Annotated in this window: 20 protein-coding genes; 12 read left to right on the top strand and 8 right to left on the bottom strand. The window is 37.7% G+C overall.

The features are described from left to right. Positions 1–137 precede the first annotated feature (137 nt). Positions 138–2,843, bottom strand: coding sequence for a bifunctional acetaldehyde-CoA/alcohol dehydrogenase (gene adhE, locus P3L40_RS10810; protein WP_094960521.1), 2,706 nt, complete (start codon positions 2,841–2,843; stop codon positions 138–140). Between the two features lie 482 nt (positions 2,844–3,325). On the opposite strand from adhE, the gene P3L40_RS10815 reads away from it, so the two are divergent. From P3L40_RS10815 to oppF, 7 genes are all read left to right on the top strand, one after another. Continuing rightward, entirely contained in the window at positions 3,326–3,970 is a 645-nt protein-coding gene (locus tag P3L40_RS10815; RefSeq protein WP_004254112.1) for a YchE family NAAT transporter, read from the top strand. A 531-nt stretch (positions 3,971–4,501) separates the two neighbouring features. Beyond that, complete coding sequence (locus tag P3L40_RS10820) at positions 4,502–6,115, top strand: ABC transporter substrate-binding protein (protein ID WP_210852543.1); 1,614 nt, start codon at positions 4,502–4,504, stop codon at positions 6,113–6,115. A gap of 93 nt (positions 6,116–6,208) precedes the next feature. After that, complete coding sequence (gene oppA / locus P3L40_RS10825) at positions 6,209–7,849, top strand: oligopeptide ABC transporter substrate-binding protein OppA (protein WP_036957693.1); 1,641 nt, start codon at positions 6,209–6,211, stop codon at positions 7,847–7,849. Positions 7,850–7,920: 71 nt separating this feature from the next. Beyond that, entirely contained in the window at positions 7,921–8,841 is a 921-nt protein-coding gene (gene oppB / locus P3L40_RS10830) for an oligopeptide ABC transporter permease OppB (RefSeq protein ID WP_094960523.1), read from the top strand. A 14-nt stretch (positions 8,842–8,855) separates the two neighbouring features. Continuing rightward, entirely contained in the window at positions 8,856–9,764 is a 909-nt protein-coding gene (gene oppC / locus P3L40_RS10835) for an oligopeptide ABC transporter permease OppC (RefSeq protein ID WP_004254117.1), read from the top strand. Between the two features lie 10 nt (positions 9,765–9,774). After that, positions 9,775–10,764, top strand: coding sequence for an ABC transporter ATP-binding protein (locus tag P3L40_RS10840; RefSeq protein WP_036957694.1), 990 nt, complete (start codon positions 9,775–9,777; stop codon positions 10,762–10,764). Beyond that, the gene (gene oppF, locus P3L40_RS10845; protein WP_004254119.1) at positions 10,761–11,762 is read left to right on the top strand and encodes a murein tripeptide/oligopeptide ABC transporter ATP binding protein OppF; all 1,002 of its coding nucleotides are present in this window, start codon (positions 10,761–10,763) and stop codon (positions 11,760–11,762) included. The genes P3L40_RS10840 and oppF overlap by 4 nt, the downstream gene beginning before the upstream one ends. Positions 11,763–11,852: 90 nt before the next feature. Here oppF and P3L40_RS10850 read toward each other — a convergent pair whose 3' ends face one another. Continuing rightward, positions 11,853–12,185, bottom strand: coding sequence for an HI1450 family dsDNA-mimic protein (locus P3L40_RS10850; RefSeq protein ID WP_004254123.1), 333 nt, complete (start codon positions 12,183–12,185; stop codon positions 11,853–11,855). Positions 12,186–12,207: 22 nt separating this feature from the next. Continuing rightward, positions 12,208–13,668, bottom strand: coding sequence for a cardiolipin synthase (gene cls / locus P3L40_RS10855; RefSeq protein ID WP_094960524.1), 1,461 nt, complete (start codon positions 13,666–13,668; stop codon positions 12,208–12,210). A 287-nt stretch (positions 13,669–13,955) separates the two neighbouring features. On the opposite strand from cls, the gene P3L40_RS10860 reads away from it, so the two are divergent. Both P3L40_RS10860 and P3L40_RS10865 read left to right on the top strand, forming a co-directional pair. Then, positions 13,956–14,129 carry a YciY family protein gene (locus tag P3L40_RS10860; protein ID WP_004254127.1) on the top strand — a complete coding sequence of 58 codons (174 nt, stop codon included), beginning with the start codon at positions 13,956–13,958 and terminating at the stop codon, positions 14,127–14,129. A 127-nt stretch (positions 14,130–14,256) separates the two neighbouring features. Beyond that, on the top strand, positions 14,257–14,976 hold the full coding sequence (locus P3L40_RS10865; RefSeq protein WP_210852541.1) for a TonB family protein: 720 nt from the start codon (positions 14,257–14,259) through the stop codon (positions 14,974–14,976). Between the two features lie 82 nt (positions 14,977–15,058). Here P3L40_RS10865 and yciA read toward each other — a convergent pair whose 3' ends face one another. Continuing rightward, positions 15,059–15,493, bottom strand: coding sequence for an acyl-CoA thioester hydrolase YciA (gene yciA / locus P3L40_RS10870; RefSeq protein ID WP_004254136.1), 435 nt, complete (start codon positions 15,491–15,493; stop codon positions 15,059–15,061). 289 nt (positions 15,494–15,782) lie between these two features. On the opposite strand from yciA, the gene P3L40_RS10875 reads away from it, so the two are divergent. Further along, on the top strand, positions 15,783–15,980 hold the full coding sequence (locus tag P3L40_RS10875) for a YqaE/Pmp3 family membrane protein (protein ID WP_004911118.1): 198 nt from the start codon (positions 15,783–15,785) through the stop codon (positions 15,978–15,980). A gap of 58 nt (positions 15,981–16,038) precedes the next feature. Here P3L40_RS10875 and P3L40_RS10880 read toward each other — a convergent pair whose 3' ends face one another. Beyond that, entirely contained in the window at positions 16,039–16,596 is a 558-nt protein-coding gene (locus tag P3L40_RS10880) for a septation protein A (RefSeq protein ID WP_004254142.1), read from the bottom strand. Between the two features lie 225 nt (positions 16,597–16,821). Between P3L40_RS10880 and P3L40_RS10885 the strand changes: the two genes are divergently transcribed. Beyond that, positions 16,822–18,624 (top strand): SulP family inorganic anion transporter, encoded by a 1,803-nt coding sequence (locus P3L40_RS10885; RefSeq protein WP_196731940.1) that lies wholly within the window; start codon positions 16,822–16,824, stop codon positions 18,622–18,624. A gap of 49 nt (positions 18,625–18,673) precedes the next feature. Here the strand turns inward: P3L40_RS10885 and P3L40_RS10890 are convergent, their stop codons facing one another. Next, positions 18,674–19,426, bottom strand: a complete 753-nt coding sequence (locus tag P3L40_RS10890; RefSeq protein ID WP_096863786.1) for a YciC family protein — start codon at positions 19,424–19,426, stop codon at positions 18,674–18,676. Between the two features lie 404 nt (positions 19,427–19,830). Between P3L40_RS10890 and ompW the strand changes: the two genes are divergently transcribed. Further along, the gene (gene ompW, locus P3L40_RS10895; RefSeq protein WP_094960528.1) at positions 19,831–20,481 is read left to right on the top strand and encodes an outer membrane protein OmpW; all 651 of its coding nucleotides are present in this window, start codon (positions 19,831–19,833) and stop codon (positions 20,479–20,481) included. Between the two features lie 341 nt (positions 20,482–20,822). Here ompW and P3L40_RS10900 read toward each other — a convergent pair whose 3' ends face one another. Both P3L40_RS10900 and P3L40_RS10905 read right to left on the bottom strand, forming a co-directional pair. Continuing rightward, positions 20,823–22,505 carry a ShlB/FhaC/HecB family hemolysin secretion/activation protein gene (locus P3L40_RS10900; protein WP_004254154.1) on the bottom strand — a complete coding sequence of 561 codons (1,683 nt, stop codon included), beginning with the start codon at positions 22,503–22,505 and terminating at the stop codon, positions 20,823–20,825. Between the two features lie 534 nt (positions 22,506–23,039). Beyond that, a complete protein-coding gene (locus tag P3L40_RS10905) occupies positions 23,040–25,187 on the bottom strand; it encodes a filamentous hemagglutinin N-terminal domain-containing protein (protein ID WP_004254158.1) in 2,148 nt (715 codons plus the stop codon). Positions 25,188–25,570: the final 383 nt, after the last annotated feature.

Consider the following 25,570-nt stretch of genomic DNA (forward strand, 5'->3'; position numbering starts at 1 on the left):
TAATGATATAACTCAGTGAGTTAAATCATTTTATATGATATTGATTTCTACATTTTTATAGCAATTGATTTTAAATAACGAAACAAAAGGCACTGCAATTATTGCAGTGCCTTTATTTTTAAATTATGTGCTTAACATTATTTCTTAGTGCTTTTCTTTTCTGCTTCTTTTTTTACGGTTGATTTTTTCTGAGGGGCTTTTTTTTCCTCTTTTTCAATCACAAGTGCGTCTTGGTGCTCAACAAACTCGCGACCATAATAAGAATCCAGTAATAGCTGTTTAATTTCAGAAATTAAAGGATAACGAGGGTTAGCTCCTGTACATTGGTCATCAAACGCATCTTCAGAAAGTTTATCTACGCGAGCTAAGAAGTCAGCTTCAGTAACACCAGTCTCACGAATAGATTTAGGAATACCTAAATCGGCTTTCATTTCCTCCAACCATGTGAGTAATTTTTCAATTTTCGCAGCAGTACGATCTCCGACGTTAGTGAGTCCCAAATGATCCGCAATTTCTGCATATTGGCGGCGCGCATGAGGGCGGTCGTACTGGCTAAATGCAGTTTGTTTTGTTGGGTTATCATTAGCATTGAAACGGATAACGTTACAAATTAATAGAGCATTAGCGAGACCATGAGGAATATGGAATTCTGAGCCAAGTTTGTGTGCCATTGAATGACATACACCTAGGAATGCGTTTGCAAATGCAATACCGGCAAGTGTCGCACCGTTGTGTACGCGTTCTCTGGCTACAGGATTTTTAGCACCTTCATGGTAACTTGCTGGTAAATAATCTTTTAATAAGCTTAGTGCTTTAAGTGCTTGACCATCAGTAAACTCGTTAGCTAAAACAGAAACATAAGCTTCTAACGCATGGGTGACAGCATCTAAACCACCGAAAGCAGTTAAAGATTTAGGCATATTCATGACTAAGTTGGCATCAACAATGGCCATATTTGGCGTTAATGCATAATCTGCTAATGGATATTTTTGGCCCGTTTTATCATCAGTCACTACAGCAAATGGAGTGACCTCAGAACCTGTACCTGAAGTTGTTGTGATAGCAACTAATTTAGCCTTAACGCCCATTTTAGGGAAGCGGTGGATACGTTTACGTATATCCATGAAACGTAATGCTAATTCCTCAAAATGAGTCTCTGGGTGTTCATACATGACCCACATGATTTTAGCCGCATCCATTGGTGAACCACCACCTAATGCAATGATCACATCAGGTTGGAATGCTTGCATTTGTGCTGCACCTTTACGGACAACAGTTAATGTTGGGTCTGCCTCAACTTCAAAGAAAACGTCAGTTTCAATGTGATGTTTTTTGAGAACGTTAACCACTTCATCAACATAACCATTATTGAACAGATAGCCATCGGTTACGATAAAGGCGCGTTTTGCACCATCAGTTGCAATCTCTTCAAGGGCGATAGGTAGACAACCACGGCGGAAGTAGATTGAGTTCGGAAGTTTATGCCACAACATATTTTCAGCTCTCTTCGCCACAGTTTTGGTATTGATTAGGTGTTTTGGACCCACGTTTTCAGAGATGGAGTTACCACCCCAAGAACCACAACCTAGAGTAAGAGAAGGGGCTAATTTAAAGTTATAAAGGTCTCCGATACCACCTTGAGATGCTGGCGTATTGATTAAAATACGCGCTGTTTTCATTTTTTGGCCAAAATAGTTAACGCGTTCGTGTTGGTTATCTTGGTCAGTGTATAAACAAGAGGTATGACCGATCCCGCCCATTTCGACAAGTTGTTCTGCTTTGGCAACCGCGTCTTCAAAGTTTTTACCACGGTACATTGCTAATAATGGTGAAAGTTTTTCATGTGCGAACGGTTCTGACTCATCAATGCTTTTTACTTCACCAATTAATATTTTAGTGGTCTTTGGCACGGTAATACCGGCCATTTCAGCAATTTTATAAGCAGGTTGGCCAACAATAGCGGCATTTAAGTTACCATTTTTTAAAATGATATCTTGAACCGCTTTAAGTTCTTTTCCTTGTAGCAAGTAACCACCATGACTTGAAAAACGCTCGCGAACTTGATTGTAGATTTCATCAACGACTACAACGGATTGTTCAGATGCACAAATAACTCCGTTATCAAATGTTTTTGACATCAAGATAGACGCGACAGCACGCTTAATATCTGCGGTTTCATCAATAACGACAGGGGTGTTACCAGCACCAACACCAATTGCAGGTTTTCCAGAACTATAAGCAGCTTTGACCATGCCTGGTCCGCCAGTCGCTAAAATCAGGTTAATATCAGGGTGGTGCATTAAAGCGTTGGATAACTCAACAGAAGGGGAATCAATCCAACCAATAATATCTTTCGGCGCACCAGCTGCAATCGCAGCATCAAGCACAATTTGTGCCGCGCGGTTGGTAGCAATTTTAGCGCGAGGATGAGGGGAGAATATAATAGCATTGCGCGTTTTTAAGCTAATAAGTGATTTAAAAATCGCGGTTGAAGTTGGGTTAGTTGTTGGCACAATACCACAGATAATACCAATCGGCTCAGCAATGGTGATTGTCCCAAATGTTGGGTCTTCAGATAGCGTGCCGCAGGTTTTTTCATCTTTATAAGCATTGTAGATATACTCTGAAGCGAAGTGGTTTTTAATCACTTTATCTTCAACAATACCCATTCCAGATTCTTCGACAGCAAGTTTTGCTAGAGGGATACGTGCATCAGCAGCAGCGAGAGCCGCGGCTCTAAAGATTTCATCAACTTTTTCTTGGGAAAAAGTAGCGAATTCACGTTGAGCTTTTTTGACACGAGCAACGAGTTCATTGAGTTCGGTAACGTTAGTTACGGACATATAGATTACTCCTGATAAATGTTAAACTTTTTAAGCCAATGAGCAATGCATCGATAGAACAAGGAAATGCTTAAAGATAAAAGTATAGATGTTATCTATAATAACGCTGCTCATGATCGCCTATTGGCTTAAAAACCTTATTCCGTACTGAGTTAATATCCTAATTAGCTCTGTCTATCAGTTAAGAGTAGATTAACAAAACGGTAATTAAATAAAGTGATCTAGGTCACGAAAATGTCAAGCTGACTCCTTTCAGCACGTGTATTTATGCACAAGTTGAATAAATGTTGTTCATCTATTACTTAATTTAATATTATCAAAACAACTTGTGCAGATAATTTATGTATATCTAACTAAATACTAAGCAAATTTAGCAAGTTAAAGAAAATATTGTTTTGCTCAAGGAAATTAATGACATCGGTGGTAAAATTATAAAAGATATCAATAAATCTCTAAAGAGAACTGCTTAAGGAAATGAATGGGTGAGTAGCGCATTACTTGATTTATCGGGATATATTAAATTTTTTATTGGTTTGTTTGCACTCGTAAACCCAGTTGGCATATTGCCTGTGTTTATTAGTATGACAAACTATCAAAGTAATGCGGGGAGAAATAAAACCAATACTATTGCAAATACATCAGTTGCTATCATTTTATGTACATCACTATTAATTGGTGACTCAATATTGCAATTGTTTGGTATCTCAATTGATTCTTTCCGTATTGCTGGTGGGATCTTGATCGTCACAATAGCGATGTCAATGATCAGCGGTAAAATTGGGGAAGACAAACAAAATAAACAAGAAAAAACAGAAACTGCGGTTAGAGATAGCATTGGTGTTGTGCCTTTGGCTTTACCCCTAATGGCAGGGCCTGGTGCAATAAGTTCTTGTATTGTTTGGTCATCTCGCTGGCATGGGTGGCAAAACTTTTTAGGCTTAGCATTGACGAGTATCGCATTTGCTTTTTGTTGTTGGTTATTATTCCGCTCAGCGTCTTTATTGGTTCGTTACTTAGGTCAAACAGGGATCAACGTAGTAACGCGTATCATGGGTCTATTACTGATGTCATTGGGTATAGAGTTTATTGTGACAGGTGTTAAGGCCATATTCCCGGGCTTATTGTAATCTAATCTCTTTTCTTTTAATGGCTGCAAACTATATCTATTTGCAGCCATACCTGCCGCTAATTACCTCATATTACACACATCAATTTTGCTATACAGATAGCACATTTCTCTTTCTTAAATGGCTTAATAAAACTTTAGCTATTAATAATCACACATAAAAAAAATGATACCTGTAATTATATGTGGCATTTTTTGCTAAAACAGGGATAAAAAGTAAGGAATTGTGAGCTACGTAAATTTATTCACTATTCTAATTGGTGTTTGTTAATGATATGTTTGGAAATGAGCTTGGAGGTTATTTTATGGTGGATAGCCAAATTGATTTTAGTGTATTGAAATATAAGAAAAATTAAAATTTCACGTCGATTTTTTTAAAATTTACTTAAAATTTTTAACTGATCAATGTTAATTAATTGTTTTAATTGTTTGAGTTCATGAAGTGGATTGCCCATAAGGAAATAGCGGTACCAGGGCTTAAATATCAGCGTAAAGATGGCTGCAAATGAGGTTATAGCGCTATTGATGAATCATGAGGGATAGAATGTTCAAATCAACACTTGGTTTTGGTGTACTTTCTTTATTAGTTGTTACATTACAGGCTAGCGCCACGGAAAAAGTAAAACAGGTTATTACAATTAACAATGGCTCAGAAGTGACATCACTAGACCCCCACAAAGTGGAAGGGGTTCCAGAAGGCAATGTGATATTAAATTTATTAGAAGGTTTAGTGTATACCGATATAGACGGTAAAGCAGTTTCTGGGGTTGCTAAAAGTTGGAGTAATGAAAATTTCACTACGTGGATTTTTACTTTGCGGGAAGATGCAAAGTGGAGTGATGGCACACCTGTAACCGCTGAAGATTTTGTGTATAGCTGGCAGCGTTTATCTGACCCAAATACTGGCTCCCCATACTCCAGTTATTTACAAAATGCGTATATTTTAAATGCAGATGCGATTTTAGCGGGAAAAATGCCGGCAACAGCGCTGGGTGTGAAAGCGCTTGACCCGCAACATTTACAAGTTACGTTGAGCCACCCAGTGCCTTATTTCGTTGATATGCTTTCTCATACGTCTATGAAGCCTGTGAATAAGTCAGCAATTCAACGACATGGTGATAAATGGACCCAACCCAAGAATTTTATTGGAAATGGGGCATACGTATTGGATAACTGGGTAGTAAATGAACGTATTGTTATCAAACGAAATCCATTTTATTGGGATAACCCAAATAGCCGTATTGAGCAAGCGACCTTTTTAGCGATTAGCTCCGAAGTGAGTGATATTAACCGTTACCGTAGCGGTGAAATTGATATTTCTAACTCTGCAATCCCACCTGTTTTATATAAAAAAATGCAGCAAGAGAGGCCGAATGAATTGTATGTTCGGCCTTATTTGTGCACGTTCTATTATGAGATAAATAATCAAAAAGCCCCGTTTAATGACCCAAGAGTGCGTGAAGCAATAAAGTTAGGATTAGATAGAGAAACAATAACCAATAAAATTATCGCTCAAGGGCAAAAAGTCGCTTATGGCTTTACGCCAAGTTTTATTAATAATGGTAATTTTACCTTACCGGAATGGGCAAATTTATCAGCAGAACAACGTTATCAACGTGCTAAAGATTTGCTTGCTGAGGCCGGATATACTAAAGAAAACCCATTGAAATTTGCTTTACTGTACAACACATCAGATCAAAATAAGCAGCAAGCTATTGTTGCGGCGTCCATGTGGCAGAAAAATATTGGTGCGCAAGTGACGCTGCAAAACCAAGAATGGAAAACATCATTACAAAGCCGCCATGAAGGAAATTATGATGTTGCCAGAGCAACGTGGTGTGCCGATTACAACGAGCCAACCGCATTTTTGAACATGATGCTGTCTCAAAATAGTAATAATACCACTTTTTATAATAATCCAGCGTTTGATGCCTTGCTTGAGCAAGCGCTAACAGCACCGGACTCTTCATCTCGCCATACAATTTACCAGCAAGCGGAAGCCTTGCTAGACAATGATTCGGCTATTGTTCCTGTTTATTATCGCGTCAGTGCTCGAATGATAAAACCGAGTGTTCGTGGATTTAAAGGTAATGACCCTCTTGATTATACGGATATTAAACGGTTATATATAAGTGAACCTAATTAATAATATCTAAATAATTATAAAAAGTGTTCATCTACTGGGTGAACATGTATCAACACACAATCATAATAATTATGTATGGGAGTAACCTATAAGATGAGTAAGTTAATCAATAAATCGATTATTGCGCTTAGCGTAACGGCTGGGCTGGCAATGGGCTCTATAGCAACAAGTTTTGCAGCAACGGTTCCTGCGGGCGTTGAACTGGCTGAAAAGCAAGTGATGGTTCGTAACAACGGTTCTGAGCCGCAATCGTTAGACCCTCATAAAATAGAAGGGGTGCCGGAATCTGCTTTAGCAAGAGACCTTTTCGAAGGGATCACAATAGTGGGGCCTGATGGCGAAATTTTACCTGGCTCGGCAACAAGCTGGGAAAATAAAGATTTTACAGAGTGGACATTTAAAATTCGCGATGGCGCGAAATGGTCTAATGGTGACCCTGTCACGGCAGAAGATTTTGTGTATAGTTGGCGACGATTGGCTGACCCTGATACTGCATCGCCTTATGCAAGCTATTTACAATATGCCCATATTAGTAATATTGACGATGTTATCGCTGGGAAGAAAAAACCTGAAGAACTTGGTATTAAAGCTCTTGATGACAAAACTTTAGTTATTACACTGAGTGAAGCCGTTCCTTATATTCCTAAATTATTAGCTCACTCATCCATGTCGCCAGTCAATAAAAAAGTCATTGAGCAACATGGTGCTAAGTGGACGCAACCACAAAACTTTGTAGGTAATGGAGCATATAAATTAAAGGATTGGACGGTAAACGAACGTATTGTATTAGAGCGTAGCCCAAGTTATTGGGATAATGCGAATACCATTATTGACCAAGTGACTTTTTTACCGATTTCTTCAGAAGTCACTGATGTAAACCGCTACCGCAGTGGCGAAATTGATATGACATACAGTAACTTACCTATTGAGCAGTTCAAAAGTTTACAACAAAACATGCCGAATGAGTTACGTGTGAACCCATATCTATGTATTTATTATTATGAAATTAATAATGAAAAACCGCCATTTAATGACCCTCGTGTTCGTGAAGCATTAAAACTATCTATGGATAGAGATACGATTACGTATAAAGTCAAAGCCCAAGGGGATATTCCTGCGTATGGGTTCACTCCACCATTTACCAGTGGAATGAAAACAGAAAAACCGGATTGGTATGCGAATATGACCCAAGAGCAGCGTAATGAAAAAGCGAAACAGCTGCTAGAAGAGGCGGGATATAACAAAGCCAACCCTCTAAAATTCAATTTATTGTATAATACTTCAGACTTACATAAGCGTATTGCCATCGCCGCTTCTTCTATGTGGAAGAAAAATATTGGCGCAGAAGTGAAACTAGAAAATCAGGAATGGAAAACATTCTTAGATAGCCGACATCAAGGTAACTATGATGTGGCACGCGCAGGCTGGTGTGCGGATTATAACGAACCTTCATCTTTCCTCAATATGTTACTTTCCTACAGCAGTAATAATACTGTTCATTATAAAAATACAGATTTTGATGCAGTGATGAAAAAAACATTGCAAGTCAAAACGGATGATGAACGTGCTGAACTCTATCAACAAGCCGAAAAATTACTCGATAAAGACTCAGGTATTGTTCCTCTTTACTACTATGTTAATACGCGTTTAGTGAAACCTTATGTGGGGGGGTATAGTGGCAAAGACCCATTAGATAACCTGCATACTAAAGATCTGTACATTATTAAACACTAATATAGTTGTTCTGGCTCCATTTATTGGAGCCAGATGTTCGCCTATTTAGGCAATAGAAGTAGGAAAGAGCGATGTTGAAATTTATTATTCGTCGGTTGTTAGAAGCCATTCCGACTCTTTTGGTTCTGATTACCATTTCATTTTTTATGATGCGATTAGCCCCAGGGAGCCCGTTTACGGGTGAACGGAAATTGCCACCGGAAGTGATGGCAAATATTGAAGCTAAATATCATTTAAATGATCCCATGTATAAGCAGTATTTTAATTATTTAATTCAGCTTTCCAAAGGTGACTTTGGCCCATCATTTAAATACAAGGACTACAGTGTTAATGATTTAGTGGCTAAAGCATTTCCTGTTTCTGCAAAATTAGGGGCAACGGCATTCATTGTTGCTGTTCTATTTGGGGTCTCTGCTGGGGTGATAGCCGCACTCAACCAAAATACCAAATGGGACTTTACAGTCATGGGGTTTGCCATGACGGGGGTTGTTATCCCAAGCTTTGTTGTGGCACCTTTATTGGTGCTGATTTTTGCCATTCATTTGAAATGGTTCCCTGGTGGTGGGTGGGATGGTGGAAACCTAAAACACATGGTGCTACCAATGGTTGCACTTTCACTTGCTTATATTGCAAGTATTTCCCGTATTACACGCGGTTCGATGATCGAAATTATGCATTCTAATTTTATTCGTACTGCACGTGCTAAAGGGTTACCACTAAGAACTATCATTTTACGCCATGCGCTTAAACCAGCGTTGCTTCCTGTGCTTTCCTATATGGGGCCCGCTTTTGTGGGGATTATTACTGGCTCGATGGTAATTGAAACTATTTTTGGGTTACCGGGGATCGGTCAGCTCTTTGTTAACGGCGCACTTAATCGTGATTACTCACTGGTATTGAGTTTAACAATTTTAGTTGGGGTACTGACAATTACGTTTAATGCGATTGTCGATGTTTTGTACGCAGTTATTGACCCTAAAATTCGTTATTAAGTCGGAGAAACACGATGCTATCGAACCAAAAAAATAGTGAAGCTCTGGCAAACTTTTCAGAGCAGCTAGATATTGAAGGGCGCAGTTTATGGCAAGATGCAAGGCGCCGTTTTATGCACAACCGTGCGGCAATATTTAGCTTATGCGTATTGTTGTTAATTACTCTATTTGTGATTTTTGCTCCTATGATGTCGCCTTTTTTGTACGACGACACCGATTGGGAAATGATGTCAATGCCACCGGATATGGCAACCGGGCATTATTTTGGTACGGATGCTTCAGGCCGAGACCTATTAGTGCGTGTCGCGATAGGTGGGCGAATTTCCTTAATGGTGGGGGTTGCCGCAGCCTTAGTCGCAGTCGTGGTAGGCACTTTATACGGTTCATTAGCGGGTTATGTGGGTGGAAAAGTGGATTCCATCATGATGCGTATATTAGAAATTTTAAATTCCTTCCCATTTATGTTTTTTGTGATCCTCCTTGTCACGTTGTTTGGGACCAATATTTTACTGATATTTGTGGCGATAGGAATGGTGTCTTGGTTGGATATGGCGCGTATTGTTCGCGGACAAACACTCGGATTAAAGCGTAAGGAATTTATTGAGGCAGCGCTTGTTTGTGGTGTTAGTACGCGGCAGATTATTCTACGTCATATTGTACCTAACGTTTTAGGTGTAGTAGTCGTTTATGCGTCATTATTAGTTCCAAGTATGATTTTGTTTGAATCATTCTTAAGCTTTTTAGGTTTAGGCACACAAGAGCCGTTAAGTAGCTGGGGAGCGCTATTAAGTGATGGGGCGAACTCAATGGAAGTGACGCCATGGTTGCTACTGATACCAGCCGGTTTCTTAGTCATTACGCTATTTTGTTTTAACTTCATCGGTGACGGGCTGCGTGATGCGCTCGACCCGAAAGATCGCTAGAGGGAATAATATGTTAAATAACTCAATGAAAAGCCCTCTGTTATCCGTGAAAGATCTCAGTGTGACATTTGCAACTCAAGATGGTGAGGTTACCGCCGTAAACAAATTGAACTTTGAATTAAGTGCGGGGGAAACGCTTGGCATAGTTGGTGAATCAGGCTCTGGAAAATCACAAACTGCTTTCGCACTCATGGGCTTACTCGCCAAAAATGGCAGAATTAATGGCTCTGCCATGTTTAATGGCCGTGAGATTTTGAATTTAAGAGAAAAAGAATTAAACCGTATGCGAGCGGAAGAGATTTCAATGATTTTTCAAGATCCAATGACATCATTGAACCCTTATTTGAAAATTGGTACACAGCTGTCGGAAGTTCTCATGTTACATAAAGGCATGAGTAAAAGAGAAGCTTTCGAAGAATCAGTTCGTATGTTAGATGCCGTTAAAATGCCTGAAGCTCGTAAGCGTATGAATATGTATCCACATGAGTTTTCAGGAGGAATGAGACAACGCGTCATGATTGCAATGGCCCTGTTATGCCAACCAAAGCTGTTAATTGCTGACGAACCCACGACAGCACTTGATGTGACTGTACAAGCGCAAATCATGACGTTGCTCAATGAGTTAAAACAAGAGTTTGATACTGCAATTATTTTGATCACCCACGACCTTGGGGTCGTCGCAGGGGTATGTGATAAAGTCCTAGTGATGTATGCAGGACGCACGATGGAGTACGGTACTGCGAAGGATATCTTTTATCATCCATCTCATCCATATTCACTTGGCTTGTTAGCTGCTGTTCCGCGCCTCGATGGTGATGACGAAAGTTTAGCTACCATTCCCGGCAATCCGCCTAATTTATTACGTTTACCCAAAGGCTGCCCATTTTCACCTCGTTGCCAATATGCAGTTCAGCAATGTGTTGACCAAGAACCTGCATTAACCACATTTGGTCAAACGCGGTTACGTGCCTGCTTTAAGCCACTGGAGGAATTGGTATGAGTACCCATGAAAATAGGCCAGTTTTACTCGAAGTGAATGACCTTAAAGTCCATTTTGAGATTCGAGATAAAAAACAGTGGTTTTGGCAACCAAACAAAAGCCTTAAAGCGGTAGATGGCGTAACACTTCGTTTATATGAAGGTGAAACATTAGGTGTAGTCGGGGAATCAGGGTGCGGTAAATCCACTTTTGCTCGAGCACTTATTGGGTTAGTTAAAGCAACGGATGGTACGGTAAGTTGGCTGGGGCAGAATTTATTAGGTAAAACTGATAAAGAGTGGCGCAGTGTTCGCAGTGATATTCAAATGATTTTCCAAGATCCACTGGCTTCGCTTAATCCGCGAATGACCATCGGTGACATTATCGCTGAGCCATTAAAAACCTATCATCCTAAAATGCCACCATCACAAATCACAGAAAAAGTGAAAAAAATGATGATGCGGGTTGGCTTATTACCAAATTTGATTAACCGCTACCCCCATGAGTTTTCGGGAGGGCAATGCCAGCGTATTGGTATCGCAAGAGCATTGATTTTAGAACCTAAACTCGTGATTTGCGATGAGCCAGTTTCTGCATTAGACGTGTCAATTCAAGCACAAGTTGTTAATTTATTGCAAGAATTACAACGCGAAATGAAATTATCGCTAATCTTTATCGCGCACGATTTGGCGGTTGTTAAGCATATTTCTGACCGTGTCTTAGTGATGTACTTGGGGCATGCCGTAGAGCTTGGTACCTATGATGAGGTATACAATAATCCCTTACATCCTTATACACGCGCATTGATGTCAGCAGTGCCCGTTCCTGATCCCGATAAAGAAAAAAATAAGGTAATAGAACTTTTAGAGGGTGAATTGCCATCACCCATTAACCCACCTTCAGGTTGCGTATTTAGAACCCGTTGCCCATTAGCGGATGAAGAGTGTGCAAAAACAAGGCCATTATTAGAAGGGAGTTTCAAACATGCGGTGTCTTGTTTGAAAATTGACCCATTGTGATTGTTTTCTCATGATGGGCGAAAGGGAATGGCGTTTAGGGGGCTTCTACTTTAATTAATCCAAAAGGGACGAAATGTCCCTTTTAATCAACTATTTCTTCCAAAAAATATGGTGAAACGGTTTAGAAGGGTGGCGGCTAATTAATACGCGAGCAAAAATATCGTCTAATTCGGCATCCGGGCTTTGAGCTAATCCAATAACCACTTCACTTAATTGGTTTAAATTAAGCTCTTCAGTAATCATCTCTTGCCAATTAAGGGTAACAGGAACAATTTCTGCGGCACCTAACTCTTCAAACTGCAAAGCAAAAATTAATTGGTCAGCGGGCTCTAAATTATCCATTGCCCCTTCAAGAAAAAGGTCATAAGCCATTTCAATGATGTCATCTTCATCGATTAAAGGTGTATTTTGTATTTCAGTCATGACCTTTCCTAATTAACTTAATTTATAACAATGGGCTAAAGAAGTAGCAAATGCGTTCAACGACACGGTTCCAGAACGGACGTTGTTCCCATTCTTCAATTTCTAAACGAGTTGAACGCGCAATATAATCATACTGAACTAGCGTGAGATCGCTACCAAAACTTTTATCATCAATGACCACTGTTATTTCAAAATTGAGCCATAAACTGCGCATATCAAGATTTACTGAACCAACAAGGCTAAGCTCGCCATCAACCAAAACACTCTTCGTGTGTAATAAACCATCTTCAAATTGATAAATCTTAACACCAGCAGCTAATAATTCACTGTAAAATGAGCGGCTTGCCCAGCGAACAAGGAATGAGTCATTCTGCCTTGGCATAATAATACTGACGTCGACACCTCGCATTGCTGCTGTACAAATTGCATGCAAAAGGTCATCACTAGGCACAAAATAAGGGGTGGTCATGATCAGTTGTTTGCGCGCAGAGAACATCGCGGTCATCAGTGACTGTTGAATCAACTCATCAGGGAAGCCCGGTCCTGAGGCGATAATTTGTGTTGTATGCCCATTCGCTTGTTCAAAAGGCATAATATTACTGTCAGGCGGTGGTGGAAGTACGCGTTGGCCGGTTTCCATTTCCCAGTCAAAAGCATACACGATACCTAATGTGGTACTCACAGGGCCTTCCATACGTACTAAAATGTCAACCCATTCACCAACCCCTGAATCTTGTTTAAAATAACGAGGGTCAACCATATTCATACTGCCTGTATATGAAATATAGTTATCGATAACCACTATTTTACGATGTTGACGTAAATCCATTCGACGCAAGAAGAAACGCATCAAATTAACTTTTAATGATTCTACAAACTCAATACCTGCAGCACGCATTTTTTCGGGGTAATCGCTACGGAAAAAATGCCAACTTCCCGCGGAGTCCACCATAATCCGGCACTTAACACCGCGTTTAGCGGCATTAAGTAAGGCTTCGGTAACACCGTCGACTAAACCACCCGGTTGCCAAATATAGAAGACCATTTCAATCGAGTGCTGGGCATTGTTGATGTCGTTGACTATCGCTTTTAATGAGTCTTCACAGGTAGTTAAAAGTTGAATTCTATTACCTTTAACACCAGCAATACCCTGGCGCTTTTCAACTAACTGAAATAATGGTTCAGCGACGGGGCTATTATCAGTGGCGAAGATATGTTTTGAAGTTCGTAAGTTTTCTAACCATGTCGCGACGGAAGGCCACATATCATGAGCTTTATCGACTCGACGTTTACCGAGGTGAAGTTCACCGAAGGCGACATAGGCAATAATCCCGACTAATGGCAGAATATAAATGATCAGGAGCCATGTCATGGCTGAGGTGACCGGCCTTCTTTTGACTAAAATGCGGACTGTAATTGCTGCAATAATTAGCCAATATAGGAAGAACAGAAGCCAACTCATAAGTGTATAGACGGTTGCCATAACGGGTCAGATGCCTCACTGATAAGAAAAAGGTTCAAAAAAAGATAGTTTAGCTAAAAAAACTGTTAGTAAAATATCAACTTAATAGAATTTAGCAAAATTCTGCAGTAAAAGCTTCGTGAAATAGAGTAATTTGTTAGGAAAAATAGTTTTGTTAATTGATTTTATCATCATGAAATTAAAAGCAGTGCACCGAAATGACATAAAAAGTTCCTCTTGGTTCTTTTTTTCAAAGGAATATAATATTTTTTTCTAATAATTTTTAGACGATAAAAGGACACAATTAAATGAGACGTAGTAGGCATGAAGTAGGGCGTTGGCGTATGTTAAGACAATCCCTACGTCGCCGTAGACGCTGGCTAGAAGGGCATTCAAGGCGAAACATGCGCATCTATGCAATGCGTAAAATTGACATTTACCATCGTCGGCATTCCCTGCTTTTTACCCAATGGATTGAGTAAGGTTATTACAGCGTACACTCACATTTTTCACTTTGTATGACAAACCTTATTGAATATGATTGCTATTTGCATTTAAACTATCAGTCATATTCTTTTTTGGTAGACAGGTGTAGGGTAGAAATTGCATATGCGTTGGATGCGTTGGACTTTAATTATCGCCGTTTCATTATCTATTCATGCGGGTCTTGCAATGGCATGGATTTTTAATCAACCTAACTTGGTCAGAGACCCTGAACCATTGACGATTTCTATGATTGCTTTTGCCGCCCCTGAACCTGCTTCTGAGCCCGTTGAGCAGGTTGAAACACCGGTAGAGCCAGAACCAGAGCCCGTTATAGAACCTGAACCCGAACCGGTAGTTGAACCTGTTATTGCATTACCTAAGAAGAAACCTGAGGTAAAGAAAAAGCCTAAGCCAAAACAGGAAGAAAAGAAAAAAATTAAAGAAGATGTTAAGCCAGTTGAAAAGCAATTGGCGATGAATAATCTTAAATCAGACGTTACTGCGCCGAAAACGAATAACAGTCCAATTAAAACTGCAAACAATACAGGGGCAAGTAATAGTCAATCGACTAAGAAAGGCGGCCCGAGGGCTCTGCATAAACAAGCTCCTTCCTATCCTGAACGCGCGCGTCGCTTAGGTAAAGAAGGATATGTGAAAGTTCGTTATGATATTGATGATGGTGGACGAGTGACAAATATTGAATTTGTCGAAGCCTCACCTAAAGGTTTATTCGAGCGGGATGTTAAACGTGCAATGAACCGTTGGACTTTTGAAAAGCAACCTGCAAAAGGCTACGTGACTGAAATTTATTTCAAATTAGATGGCACTGTTAGCCAAGTCTAATGGTTAACATTAGGTTGTATAAAAAAGCACCACAGCAATGATGGTGCTTTTTAGTTTTTACATAATGAGTGGAGCTAAAAACTTATGCTTCGTTAGTTTTTTGATCTGAACTCGCTAACTGAAAATGTTGTTTTTCTTTGGGTAATGAACGTGAGGTACTATCATCATTAACTGCGACATAAGTAAATACCGCATCAGTAGCACGGTAACGTTGCCCAACAGGCTCCGTTGCGACTTTTTTTACCCAAACTTCAATATTAATGGTAATTGAGCTTTTTCCTGTTTTTAAGCAACGTGCATAGCAGCAAACAACATCACCAACTGCAACGGGCTTTTGAAACTTAATGCCATTAACTGCCACAGTAACAACTCGTCCGAGCGCTATTTCTTTTGCTAAGATAGCCCCACCAATGTCCATTTGTGACATTAACCAGCCACCAAAAATATCACCATTCGCATTAGTATCTGCGGGCATGGCTAATGTACGTAAAACCAACTCACCGTTCGGCAATTGCATATCTGACTCTTATTAAAAGGGTTATTACTTTTGATTTTGCATTTATAACAAATTACATATGCAATAGTAAACCTGAACCATACAGTTATTGATTGATAATAGCTATTTGATTGAATTGCTGCAAAAATAAGACAAATATGGTACCCATTATTAATAAACGGCGTCTAATTCTTGGTAAAAGATCAACTTTTGCAAAGAAAAAGCAAGAAGTGTTTTTTATATTTAGTCAATTGATTGAATTGGCTATACTCAATAATATAAATTTTATTGATTAATTTAGAGGTATGAAATGAGATTGTTACTGGCAATATTATTACCTTGGTTGCAATTTTTTACGATAGGGCGCCCCTTTGCTGGGATCATTTGCTTAATTCTACAGATCACGTTAATTGGTTGGCTACCCGCAGCCATATGGTCGGTATACGCATTATCACAGTACAATACAGATAAAAAAATTGAAAAAGCATTTGGTGACAAGCGCTATTAATAAGAAAAAAACCTGCTAATCGATAGACAATTAGCAGGTTTTTAACTCTAATTTTTAATTATTCTTCGTGTTTTTCTGCAGGCTCTTTAACCATATTTTTAAAAATATAGACCACACTCAGTACTGTAAATATTAATGTTCCCGCTGTCAGACCAAAGACTTTGAAATTTACCCAAATATCTTGCGCCATCCAGAAAGCAACATAAATGTTCAGTAATGCGCAGAAAATAAAGAATATTGCCCATGCACTATTGAGTTTGTTCCAATAACTATCTGCTAATTTTATTTCTTGATTACTGCCTAACATGCGCTGAATTAGGGGCTTTTCAGTAAACCATTGGCTAAAGAGTAATGCGCCAGCAAACGCAGCATAGATGATAGTGACTTTCCATTTAATAAATGCATCACTGTGGAAAATAAGGGTTAACGCAGCAAAACTCATCACAATTGCACAGGTGATTTTTGCAACTTTCTCAACTTTTTTATAAATAAGGTAGGTAGCTAATAACGCTAAAGGAGTGGTAACCATTAGTGCGCCACTCGCATAGAAAATATCGTATCTTTTATAGACTATAAAAAAGATTACCAAAGGAATAAAATCAATAAGTTGTTTCATAACAGTGAATACAGCGCCTCAACGTAAAGATAATGGAGTAGTTTAACCGATTTTGGCTTTAATTGTTAAAAGTTTGCACCTTTTTACCAATAAACATGTTTTGTTACCAATCATATTTGCACTATTTTACGATTATTTGACTTACTTCTAGATAAACTTTATTAGTTCGGATATAAGTAATACATAAAATAATTTAACTTGCTAATTTATAGGTACTTTTCTCCCATGATAAAGGCAAAGCTATTTGTCTGGATGCCAGGTTTAAAAACGCTATTTAACTATCAACGTACAGACTTAGGCCCTGATATTAAAGCGGGTTTGTCTGTCGCTGCAGTTGCTTTGCCAGTGGCTATTGCCTATGCCGAATTAATGGGGGTGAATGCCATTGTCGGATTATACTCATGTATTTTACCAATGTTTTTCTATGCGTTATTTGGGACGTCGAAACAATTGATTATCGGGCCTGATGCCGCAACATGTGCTGTAATTGCAGCCGCAGTCGCACCACTCGCAATGGGGGATGAAACCGTTCGTTGGCAACTGATTATTGTCATGAGTTTTATGACTGGGGTTTGGTGTTTGATTGCAGCAAGGTTTCGTTTAGGTACCTTTGCTGATTTTTTATCGAGACCGATATTGCAAGGTTTATTAAATGGGGTAGCTCTTACGATTATAGTCAGCCAAATCAGTAAAATATTTGGTATTACGACTTTACCTTCAGGGTTTATTGAACGCTTAATAGCGTTTCCATTAGCGCTAATGGAAACACATATTCCGACATTATTAGTAGCTATTGCAACATTGGTAATCACCTTAGTGATTAAACGAGTAAGGAGTAAGTGGCCGTCCCTATTAATTGCAATGGTTTTGGCTACAGCAGCCAGTATTCTATTTAATCTTGAGCAATATGGCATTAGCACGGTTGGGGATTTAGGTGAAGGACTTCCTTATATACCTATGCCTGATTTTCCGCCTGGGTTACTCAGAGATCTTGTCATTCCATCATTAAACTTAGCAGTGATTAGCTTTGTAAGCTTTATGATGACAGCGCGAAGTTTTGCAAGCAAAAATGGCTATACCGTGGATGCAGACCAAGAATTAAGAGCATTAGGAATGGCAAATATTGCTTCTGCTTTTGGTCAAGGTTTTGCAGTGAGTGCTGCGAGCAGCCGTACAGCAGTTAATGATATGATGGGAGGGAAAACACAGTTGGTTTCCCTCGTTGCCGCGGTGACCATCTTAGCTGTTTTACTTTTTTCTATGAATTTATTGGAATATATCCCTATGCCTGCTTTAGGGATGGTTTTAATTATTTCAACTTATTCCTTGCTCAGTTTCCGCAGTATTTTATCAATGCGTAAACGCAATAGAGAAGCTTTTTTCTTATGTGTTTTTACTTTATGCGCAGTGTTGGTAGTTGGTTTGATTAGTGGTGTAGGCTTAGCCGTTTTATTAGGTTTATTACAGTTTATCCGAATTATATTTAGGCCAACAGATCAATTATTAGGCGTTGATGAGCATGGTATGTTGCACTCGATGACATCAGAAAATGATATTCAAGAAGTTGATGGTGTCCTAATTTATCGTTTCAATTCTCCGCTTACCTATTTTAATGTGAATTACTTTAAAGAGCGGCTAAATAAACATTTAGATAATCAACGTAAAAGACCCGCTTGGGTGATTGTTGATGCTGCTGTCAGCTTTACGCATAATGATGTGAGCGTATTTTCCACATTGAATGATATTGTGACATCTTTGAAGGCGAAAGGGGTGACTTTGGTATTAGCTGGGCGTAGAACTTCTCTTAATCGTTGGTTAGAACAAAATAAAATCAACCGTTCAGATGATGATTTATTAGTGGTACCGGATATTTATTTTGCGATCCGTTTAATTCAAAGTAAGCAGCAAATTCAAATGAAATGTGTGGAAGAAAGAAAGACACAAGAGAGCGGGAAGGACCCAGGCTCATTAGAATATGATTGCGAAAATCGAATTAGACCAACGAATATTAGCTCAGATAAAGTTTAAAAATAACGTAAATAAAAAGGTATCAAATGATACCTTTTTATCAGCGAGATCAATTTTTTGTAATTAGCATATATAAACGATAAAAGTAAATTAAAGCAAATGCGGCTACAACATTATTGAGTAAAAAGGAGATACCATTAATCGCAATATGATTCATATTAAGGTTACCCAATAGAACACTGATAAGCATTTGAACGGCCATCCAAATTAAAATCATCGGTAAAGCGACACGCCAATTTGCATAAGCCAATTTCCAGCTTTTTCCCATCGCACTAAATGGGTTGGTGTTTTCAGTCATTAAAATTGCTGGCGCTAAGGAAAAACCAATGGCTAGCACGATACCAGGTAGAACCATAATTGTGATGCCTAATTGGATAAGCAGCGAGCAAACGACCAACAGAAGAAACATAGATGGCGCTTTGTTCAGTGATGATGTTATCGCTTGAAGCCCTGTCATATCTTCGCCACGAGACATCCCTGAGATATAGGATAATGTGCCACAAATAAGGAACAAACTGCCAAGAGTGACGGAGAGAATCAATCCAAAAGAAACGCGCAAAATACTACTTTTATCTTCTTCAGATAGATTTAGAATCCAGTCTTGTAACCCCGAATTACCAGATTCAATCATTTTACTTTGTGCTTGAGCAAGAACACCTATCATCTGTTCACTAGGGATCATCATCGCATAGATGACAAGGCTTACCACGGTGGCTAAGAGCACAATGGTGAGGAGGCCACTCAATTGGTTTTTAAAGAAATTGATACTATCACTGATGAGTGAGTTGGCCGAAATGGACATGACACTGCTCCTATCTACAAACGGGATCAAAATTTTAATCTAATTGTAACCGAGTATCACGCCTAGAGGTAGAGAAAGATAAGAAAATTCGGGAGGTTAAGAAAAATATATTGCTCATGATGATCGAATGTAATTAACCCAAGAAATGAATTTATATAAATTGTATTTTTTATGCATGTTTAAATTTTGAAATAAATATCTATATTTAGAAATCAAATTTTTATTTTGTTAGTTACTTTATAAAAATTGATTTAAATCAAAAATAAAAAAACAATAAATGAAATAATAAATCCATATTTATTGGTTTACCTATAAATTAGTAAAAGATGTGATCTTGATTTGAACATCAATTTAAATAATACGGTATATTTTCCTAAAATAAAAACATAGGAATGGGATTGATAATGAAAAAACTCACTGCGCTTGTATTAGCTGCTGCAACTTTAGCTCCAGCAGTTTCTATTGCTCATGAAGCTGGCGATTTTCTTTTTCGCGCGGGTACTGCAACAGTCAGACCTAATGTCGGAGGAGATGATGTTAAAATTAATGGATTAGGTAATTTAGGTACCTTTGATGCGAATAATAATACTCAATTAGGTTTAACGTTTGGGTATATGATCACTGATAATATCGGTGTGGAATTATTAGCAGCAACTCCGTTTGAACATAAAGTTGGTACAGGCCCTACAGGTAATATTGCAACGGTAAAACATTTACCACCAACATTAATGGCGCAGTATTATTTTGGTAGTAAAGAAGATAAATTACGTCCTTATTTAGGTGCCGGTGTTAACTATACTTTCTTCTTTGATGAGAAATTTAACTCTACCGGAAAAACTGCAGGCTTATCTGATCTAGATCTATCAAGCTCGTGGGGCTTCGCGGCACAAGCAGGTATGGATTACATGCTGACTGATAACTGGATGTTAAACGCTTCTCTTTGGTGGATGAATATTGAGAGTGATGTGAAATTTAAAGCGGGTGGTGAACAGTATAAAGTTAATACTCGTTTAGACCCATTTGTATTTATGTTCGGTGCGGGTTACCGTTTCTAAGAATTTGATAGGATGCAATACAGGTAATACCTGAATTCTGAAGGACTAGAGAGAAGTAGGAAATCCGAGAATATTCGTATTCTCGGATTTTTCAATTACCATTAAGCTTGAACATATATTTAACAAATGGTCATCATAAAAAAACAAATTATGATAATGATATTTATAGTATATTAATTAGTGTTATAGGGTGATAATAAAGTAAAGGTACTTATTGATTATCTTTATTTAGGGTAATTAATAAAAAAATAAAAATATTGAGACTAATTACCTTGAAATAAAAAAGCCGAATACAGTGGCGTATTCAGCTTTAAGATATTATTCAAATTTACAATATTAAATTACCAAAACCATTGCACGTTTAACCCAGCATTGACGCTACTGGTTTCATATTCATCCGGCTTATAAAGTGGGGCACCTAAGAATAAGTCATAACTAAATATATTAACATTACCTCTCATGCCTATAGCCATTCCTAATAATTGGTCATCAGAATAGAGACCTAACGGATAAACACCGCCGAATACACGTCCATAGTCAAGAGCATAGTATGGATAGATGGAGAAGCCAGGAATATAAAAGTTAAACTCATTGCGTAAGTAAAAACCTTTGTCACCTATTAGGGAAAATTCTTCGTCAAAACCACGAACCGTCCAACGGTTACCTAACGAAAATTGATCTTGAATGGTTAAGCGGTCTCGTGAGTATTGTATAAACAGTTGTGGATTATAACTCATAATAAAATTGTCAAAGGCGAAGGGAAACATTCCTGAAATATCGGCAGTATAAACACGGCTCATTTTGCTGACATCACCATATTTCATATCCCAGCTTTCTTCGGCACCAAACCAAGGTACATTACGTTGGTAATATATTGAAGCATCGATAGTTGAATTATTGATGTTTTGACGGTGGCTAACACCGAGCTTAAGGCTGGTAAGGTCACGTTGTTGGGAAAGTAGGGCGACATCCTCTAATTTATATTTTGATTTTCTTTTAATTAATTGAATTGATGCAGTGTCTTTGAACGTTTGCCCACGCAAGAAAACATTACTCGCCGTAGCATTATAATATTTACTATCACCATAATACTTATAGCTAAATACGGAGTCATTAATAGTTTGTTTATAGTCGCTTTTGCTTGCATACAATGAAAAAAGCCAGTAGTTGTAGGGTACGGCATAATAAATTGCAGTATTACTGGTGCTGTAGCGGGCTTGGTTTTTTAAATTTTTTCCTGCTGAAACATATATTGTGTCGTTTAAACTCGTTAAATTGTTAGCATACAAAGTCACTCCGACTTGATCTTTACCCGTTTGGCGGCTTCCTGAGTTATTGTAATATCCACCTACGTTAAAGTGAGATGATTTTTCTCTTTGTATGGAAATATCAGATGTGGAAAACTCTTTACCCGGTGCTAGCTCTATATTCACTTTAGCACCCGGTATCCGTTCAAGGTTCTCTAAGCCTTGTTCGATGTCACGAATATTCAGAATATCCCCTTCTTTAGCAGGCATAATCGCACCTAATGTAATATAAGTGTCGCTACCTTCTGCAAGTTTTACATTCGCAACTTTACCTGGAATAATTTGGAGCGTTAAAATACCCTCACTGATGTTTTGTTCTGGAATATTAACTCGTGTTGTCACATAGCCTGATTTAATTATTTTATCTTGTAAGCCCTTTGCTAAAGTTTCAACGCCATTAATACCAATGCATACACCAACAACTTGGTTTGCATAAGCTTCTAGAGGTCGCATAGAAGGGAGTTTAGGCTCAGAGAGTAAGATAACCTGTTTCATTTGAAAACAATCTTTCTCATCATCAAAAACTAAAATATTATTTGAACGCTCTCTAGTTTTACCTAAGGCATCTTTAGCTTCTAATTGAGTCTGTTGTTGGCGAGAACGATCTTGGCTAGCTTGGTTATTAATTTGTTGGTCAATAATTTGTGCGGTATTAGCTGATGCAGCTAAAGGCAAAGAAGTTAAAGTTGATAATAGAAAAATAAATCGAAAATTCATGTGCACCACATTAATTTTAATAAAGATTAAAGTTATTTTTATGATATAAAGACTAATAAATTGCCGATATAATTATTTATTAATTAAATACATCAGAATTTTCTTGTTTAATCTCCATCAGTCCTTTGTTTTGAAATGAGTACATGTATATCCCTATAACAAACCTATTGTTAATTTTCTTATTTTACATAATTTAATTATGCGTTAAATTTATAATAAATAAAAATTAATTAAATTGATTGAGTTAGTGTAAATGCTTTTGGGGATTACTACTGAAAATATAACTAATATAATTTAATCTTTGGTGGCTTGATTAATTCTTAATGAAATCAATGTCTAGTAAATACACTAAATTAGATTAAATAAGTTTTTTTACTTAGAGTTAAACTATTTTGTCTTGCTTTAAAAATAAGTAAACATTAGAAAGCTTTAAGGTTTGTCAATGATATTAAAATAATGGTGTATACTATTTTAATATCACTCCGTATTGGCGTAATAAAATAAGGAGGCTAGTAGCCTCCTTATTTGACCTAATTAATAATAATAAGGTGTATTTAAAACAATCATTGAACCTAGGATTTGTCCAGTAGGGCTATTGTAAATTATAGGACTTGTAATCGTAGTTTTGTTCATTGAACTTAAGCGTCCAGTGTTATTATCTACGCGAGTAAAGGCATCAATGTTTAAATCTTTGCCAGCATGAATTGAACCTGATTTGGTATTATCTAGCTTATTAAGATCTAAATTGACATCATTAGCACCTTGAATTTTTCCACTACGGTTATCAAGGTCATTTCTTAGTGTAATATTAATATCGCCTTTATTTCCAGCCTTTTCCTGTGCATCTGAAACAATCACACCAGAGTTGTTATTTATGCCATTTGCTTTGATAGTAATAGAACCATCTTTGGTATAAATACCACCCGTTTGGCCGGAAACACCGTATTTGCTAGCATAAGCATTAAAACCGCTAGCATAGCTGTTATCTACAGTTGTTGCATTAACTACGACATTAGAATCAGCAGAAATTAAACCTCTGAGGTTGTTTAAGTAAGTTGCTTTAATGTCTATATTATTTCCTTTGATAAAACCATATTGGTTGTTAAGGGAATACACATCAAACTTGGACTTACCTGCACCAGAAATTAGTGAACCTTGGTTATTAACAACATGAGCATTAATATTTAAGGCTTTTCCACTATCAATTGAAGAATAACCGTTATTTACTAGGTTACTTCCCAAGGTGATATTGATTGGGCCATTGTTAGATTTAATCAATGAGTTACTATTTTGTAACGTAATAGTATCTATATCGATTCTTCTTTTTGCTGAAATTTGAGAGTTATTATTATTAGTGACAGTATTACGAGCATTTATTGTAATATCACGACCTAATAATGTTGAGTTATCGTTTGCTAGGGTGGTTGTTTCTATAGTTAAACTACCATTACCACCTGCTCGAATTCCTCGTTCGTCTGCATTAACAACATTACTACGTAAGGTATAGTTATTATCAATCTTGCCTGTTGCACGGATTGCAATATTTCCACTATTAGTTTTGATTGAACCATTAGTATTAACAACATTTGCAGTTGAGATATTCATGTCTTTTTGAGCATGGACAATACCATTTCGGTTATCAATACTCGAAGCTGAAGCGAGTTTGAGATTACCGCCATTAGACTTAATCTGTCCATTCACATTACTTAGAACTAATCTTTGAGAATCAATATCAACATCGCCATTAGCTATAATAGTGGAATTATTATATAAACCATTGGCTTTTATATTGATGTTGCCATTGGCATTTACTTTTCCACGTTGGTTATACACTAAGCCAGTTGAATCAATATTAACTCCACCGATTCCGGCAGCTAGGTTTCCGTTATTGGAAACACCAGTTCCACTTTCAGTTGAAATTAAGGTAATTTTGTCAGCATACATACCACCCATGGCGGCTACATCGACACCAATTCGAGTTGCATTTCCAACGCCTTGAACTTTAGTCACGAAATTACCTTTGGCATCGACAAAGTTATTACCTGCGACGACATTAATTTCTTTAGCGTGGATATCACCTTGGATCACCGCAGAACGAGCGATGATATCCGTCGGGGAGTCTGATTTTAAGCGGCTATTAATAATAATTTGGCCTTTTTCAACGTTATAGCCAAGAACTTCACCGCCAGCAACAATTGGTTTACCCGTTGTTAGAGTTACTCGGTCTGTGTTGATAAAACCACAATTATTACATGTGATACCAGATGCGTTAGCAACGATAACTTGTGCTTTATCACCTGCAACTTCAATCATACCCCCTAGGGTACTTGCCTTATATGAATTAACTTCATTCAAAATGACTTTTGCAGGGCCATTACCATTATTTAAATTTAGGTTTCCATTGATTTGTCCGCCTAAACTGGTATTCGTATTTGTTGCGCTATTATTTAAAATAACCCCTTTTTGGTCAACATCAAATTGGCTATAAATGTTATGTGAGACACCTTTGTCACTAGCTCCTTTAATATGAACGATAGTCGGGCCATTACTTTGATTTATTACACCAGCACCATTTGTATTAACAACGGCGCCGTGAGCAACAGATATTGACCCTAAAATAACGGATACGCTTAAAAAGAGTGGTTTGATTTTCATCATAGGATGAGTGGTAGGCTGTTTCATAAATATCCCTAAAATAGACTATAGATAAAATTAAAAATAGCTAAATAAAATTCCATTAAAGCATGAAGATTATCCGTGATATTTGTTTTTATTAAAATTTAATTGTACTTAAGTTGAATCATGCGGGTGCAAATGGCTTAAAATAATTATATTTTGATATAAATGGTATTTTATATGCAGCGGTTCATTATTGATTAGTAAAATCAATGGGTAAGGTTTACTCTGCTGTGGATTTGATAAGGGAATTTACCAGTGTGTAAATACGTAAGTATTATTTTTGATATTAATGGATTCGATTAGTAAATATTATGATTATTAAATTTTAGATATTTAATCAATAGCTAATTAATAGTTAATTGATATCTATTATATTTAAATTGGTT

Source organism: Providencia sp. PROV040 (assembly GCF_032706145.1).
GTDB classification, from domain to species: Bacteria; Pseudomonadota; Gammaproteobacteria; order Enterobacterales; family Enterobacteriaceae; genus Providencia; species Providencia hangzhouensis.

Excerpts from the sequence above, each read along its gene's own strand:
- adhE (WP_094960521.1), bottom strand. The coding sequence starts at position 2,843 with ATGTCCGTAACTAACGTTACCGAACTCAATGAACTCGTTGCTCGTGTC.
- P3L40_RS10820 (WP_210852543.1), top strand. The coding sequence starts at position 4,502 with ATGAGGGATAGAATGTTCAAATCAACACTTGGTTTTGGTGTACTTTCT.
- cls (WP_094960524.1), bottom strand. The coding sequence starts at position 13,668 with ATGGCAACCGTCTATACACTTATGAGTTGGCTTCTGTTCTTCCTATAT.
- oppC (WP_004254117.1), top strand. The coding sequence starts at position 8,856 with ATGCTATCGAACCAAAAAAATAGTGAAGCTCTGGCAAACTTTTCAGAG.
- yciA (WP_004254136.1), bottom strand. The coding sequence starts at position 15,493 with ATGCAATTGCCGAACGGTGAGTTGGTTTTACGTACATTAGCCATGCCC.
- P3L40_RS10840 (WP_036957694.1), top strand. The coding sequence starts at position 9,775 with ATGTTAAATAACTCAATGAAAAGCCCTCTGTTATCCGTGAAAGATCTC.
- P3L40_RS10880 (WP_004254142.1), bottom strand. The coding sequence starts at position 16,596 with ATGAAACAACTTATTGATTTTATTCCTTTGGTAATCTTTTTTATAGTC.
- P3L40_RS10905 (WP_004254158.1), bottom strand. The coding sequence starts at position 25,187 with ATGAAACAGCCTACCACTCATCCTATGATGAAAATCAAACCACTCTTT.
- oppF (WP_004254119.1), top strand. The coding sequence starts at position 10,761 with ATGAGTACCCATGAAAATAGGCCAGTTTTACTCGAAGTGAATGACCTT.
- ompW (WP_094960528.1), top strand. The coding sequence starts at position 19,831 with ATGAAAAAACTCACTGCGCTTGTATTAGCTGCTGCAACTTTAGCTCCA.
- P3L40_RS10850 (WP_004254123.1), bottom strand. The coding sequence starts at position 12,185 with ATGACTGAAATACAAAATACACCTTTAATCGATGAAGATGACATCATT.
- oppA (WP_036957693.1), top strand. The coding sequence starts at position 6,209 with ATGAGTAAGTTAATCAATAAATCGATTATTGCGCTTAGCGTAACGGCT.
- oppB (WP_094960523.1), top strand. The coding sequence starts at position 7,921 with ATGTTGAAATTTATTATTCGTCGGTTGTTAGAAGCCATTCCGACTCTT.
- P3L40_RS10865 (WP_210852541.1), top strand. The coding sequence starts at position 14,257 with ATGCGTTGGATGCGTTGGACTTTAATTATCGCCGTTTCATTATCTATT.
- P3L40_RS10900 (WP_004254154.1), bottom strand. The coding sequence starts at position 22,505 with ATGAATTTTCGATTTATTTTTCTATTATCAACTTTAACTTCTTTGCCT.
- P3L40_RS10875 (WP_004911118.1), top strand. The coding sequence starts at position 15,783 with ATGAGATTGTTACTGGCAATATTATTACCTTGGTTGCAATTTTTTACG.
- P3L40_RS10860 (WP_004254127.1), top strand. The coding sequence starts at position 13,956 with ATGAGACGTAGTAGGCATGAAGTAGGGCGTTGGCGTATGTTAAGACAA.
- P3L40_RS10890 (WP_096863786.1), bottom strand. The coding sequence starts at position 19,426 with ATGTCCATTTCGGCCAACTCACTCATCAGTGATAGTATCAATTTCTTT.
- P3L40_RS10885 (WP_196731940.1), top strand. The coding sequence starts at position 16,822 with ATGATAAAGGCAAAGCTATTTGTCTGGATGCCAGGTTTAAAAACGCTA.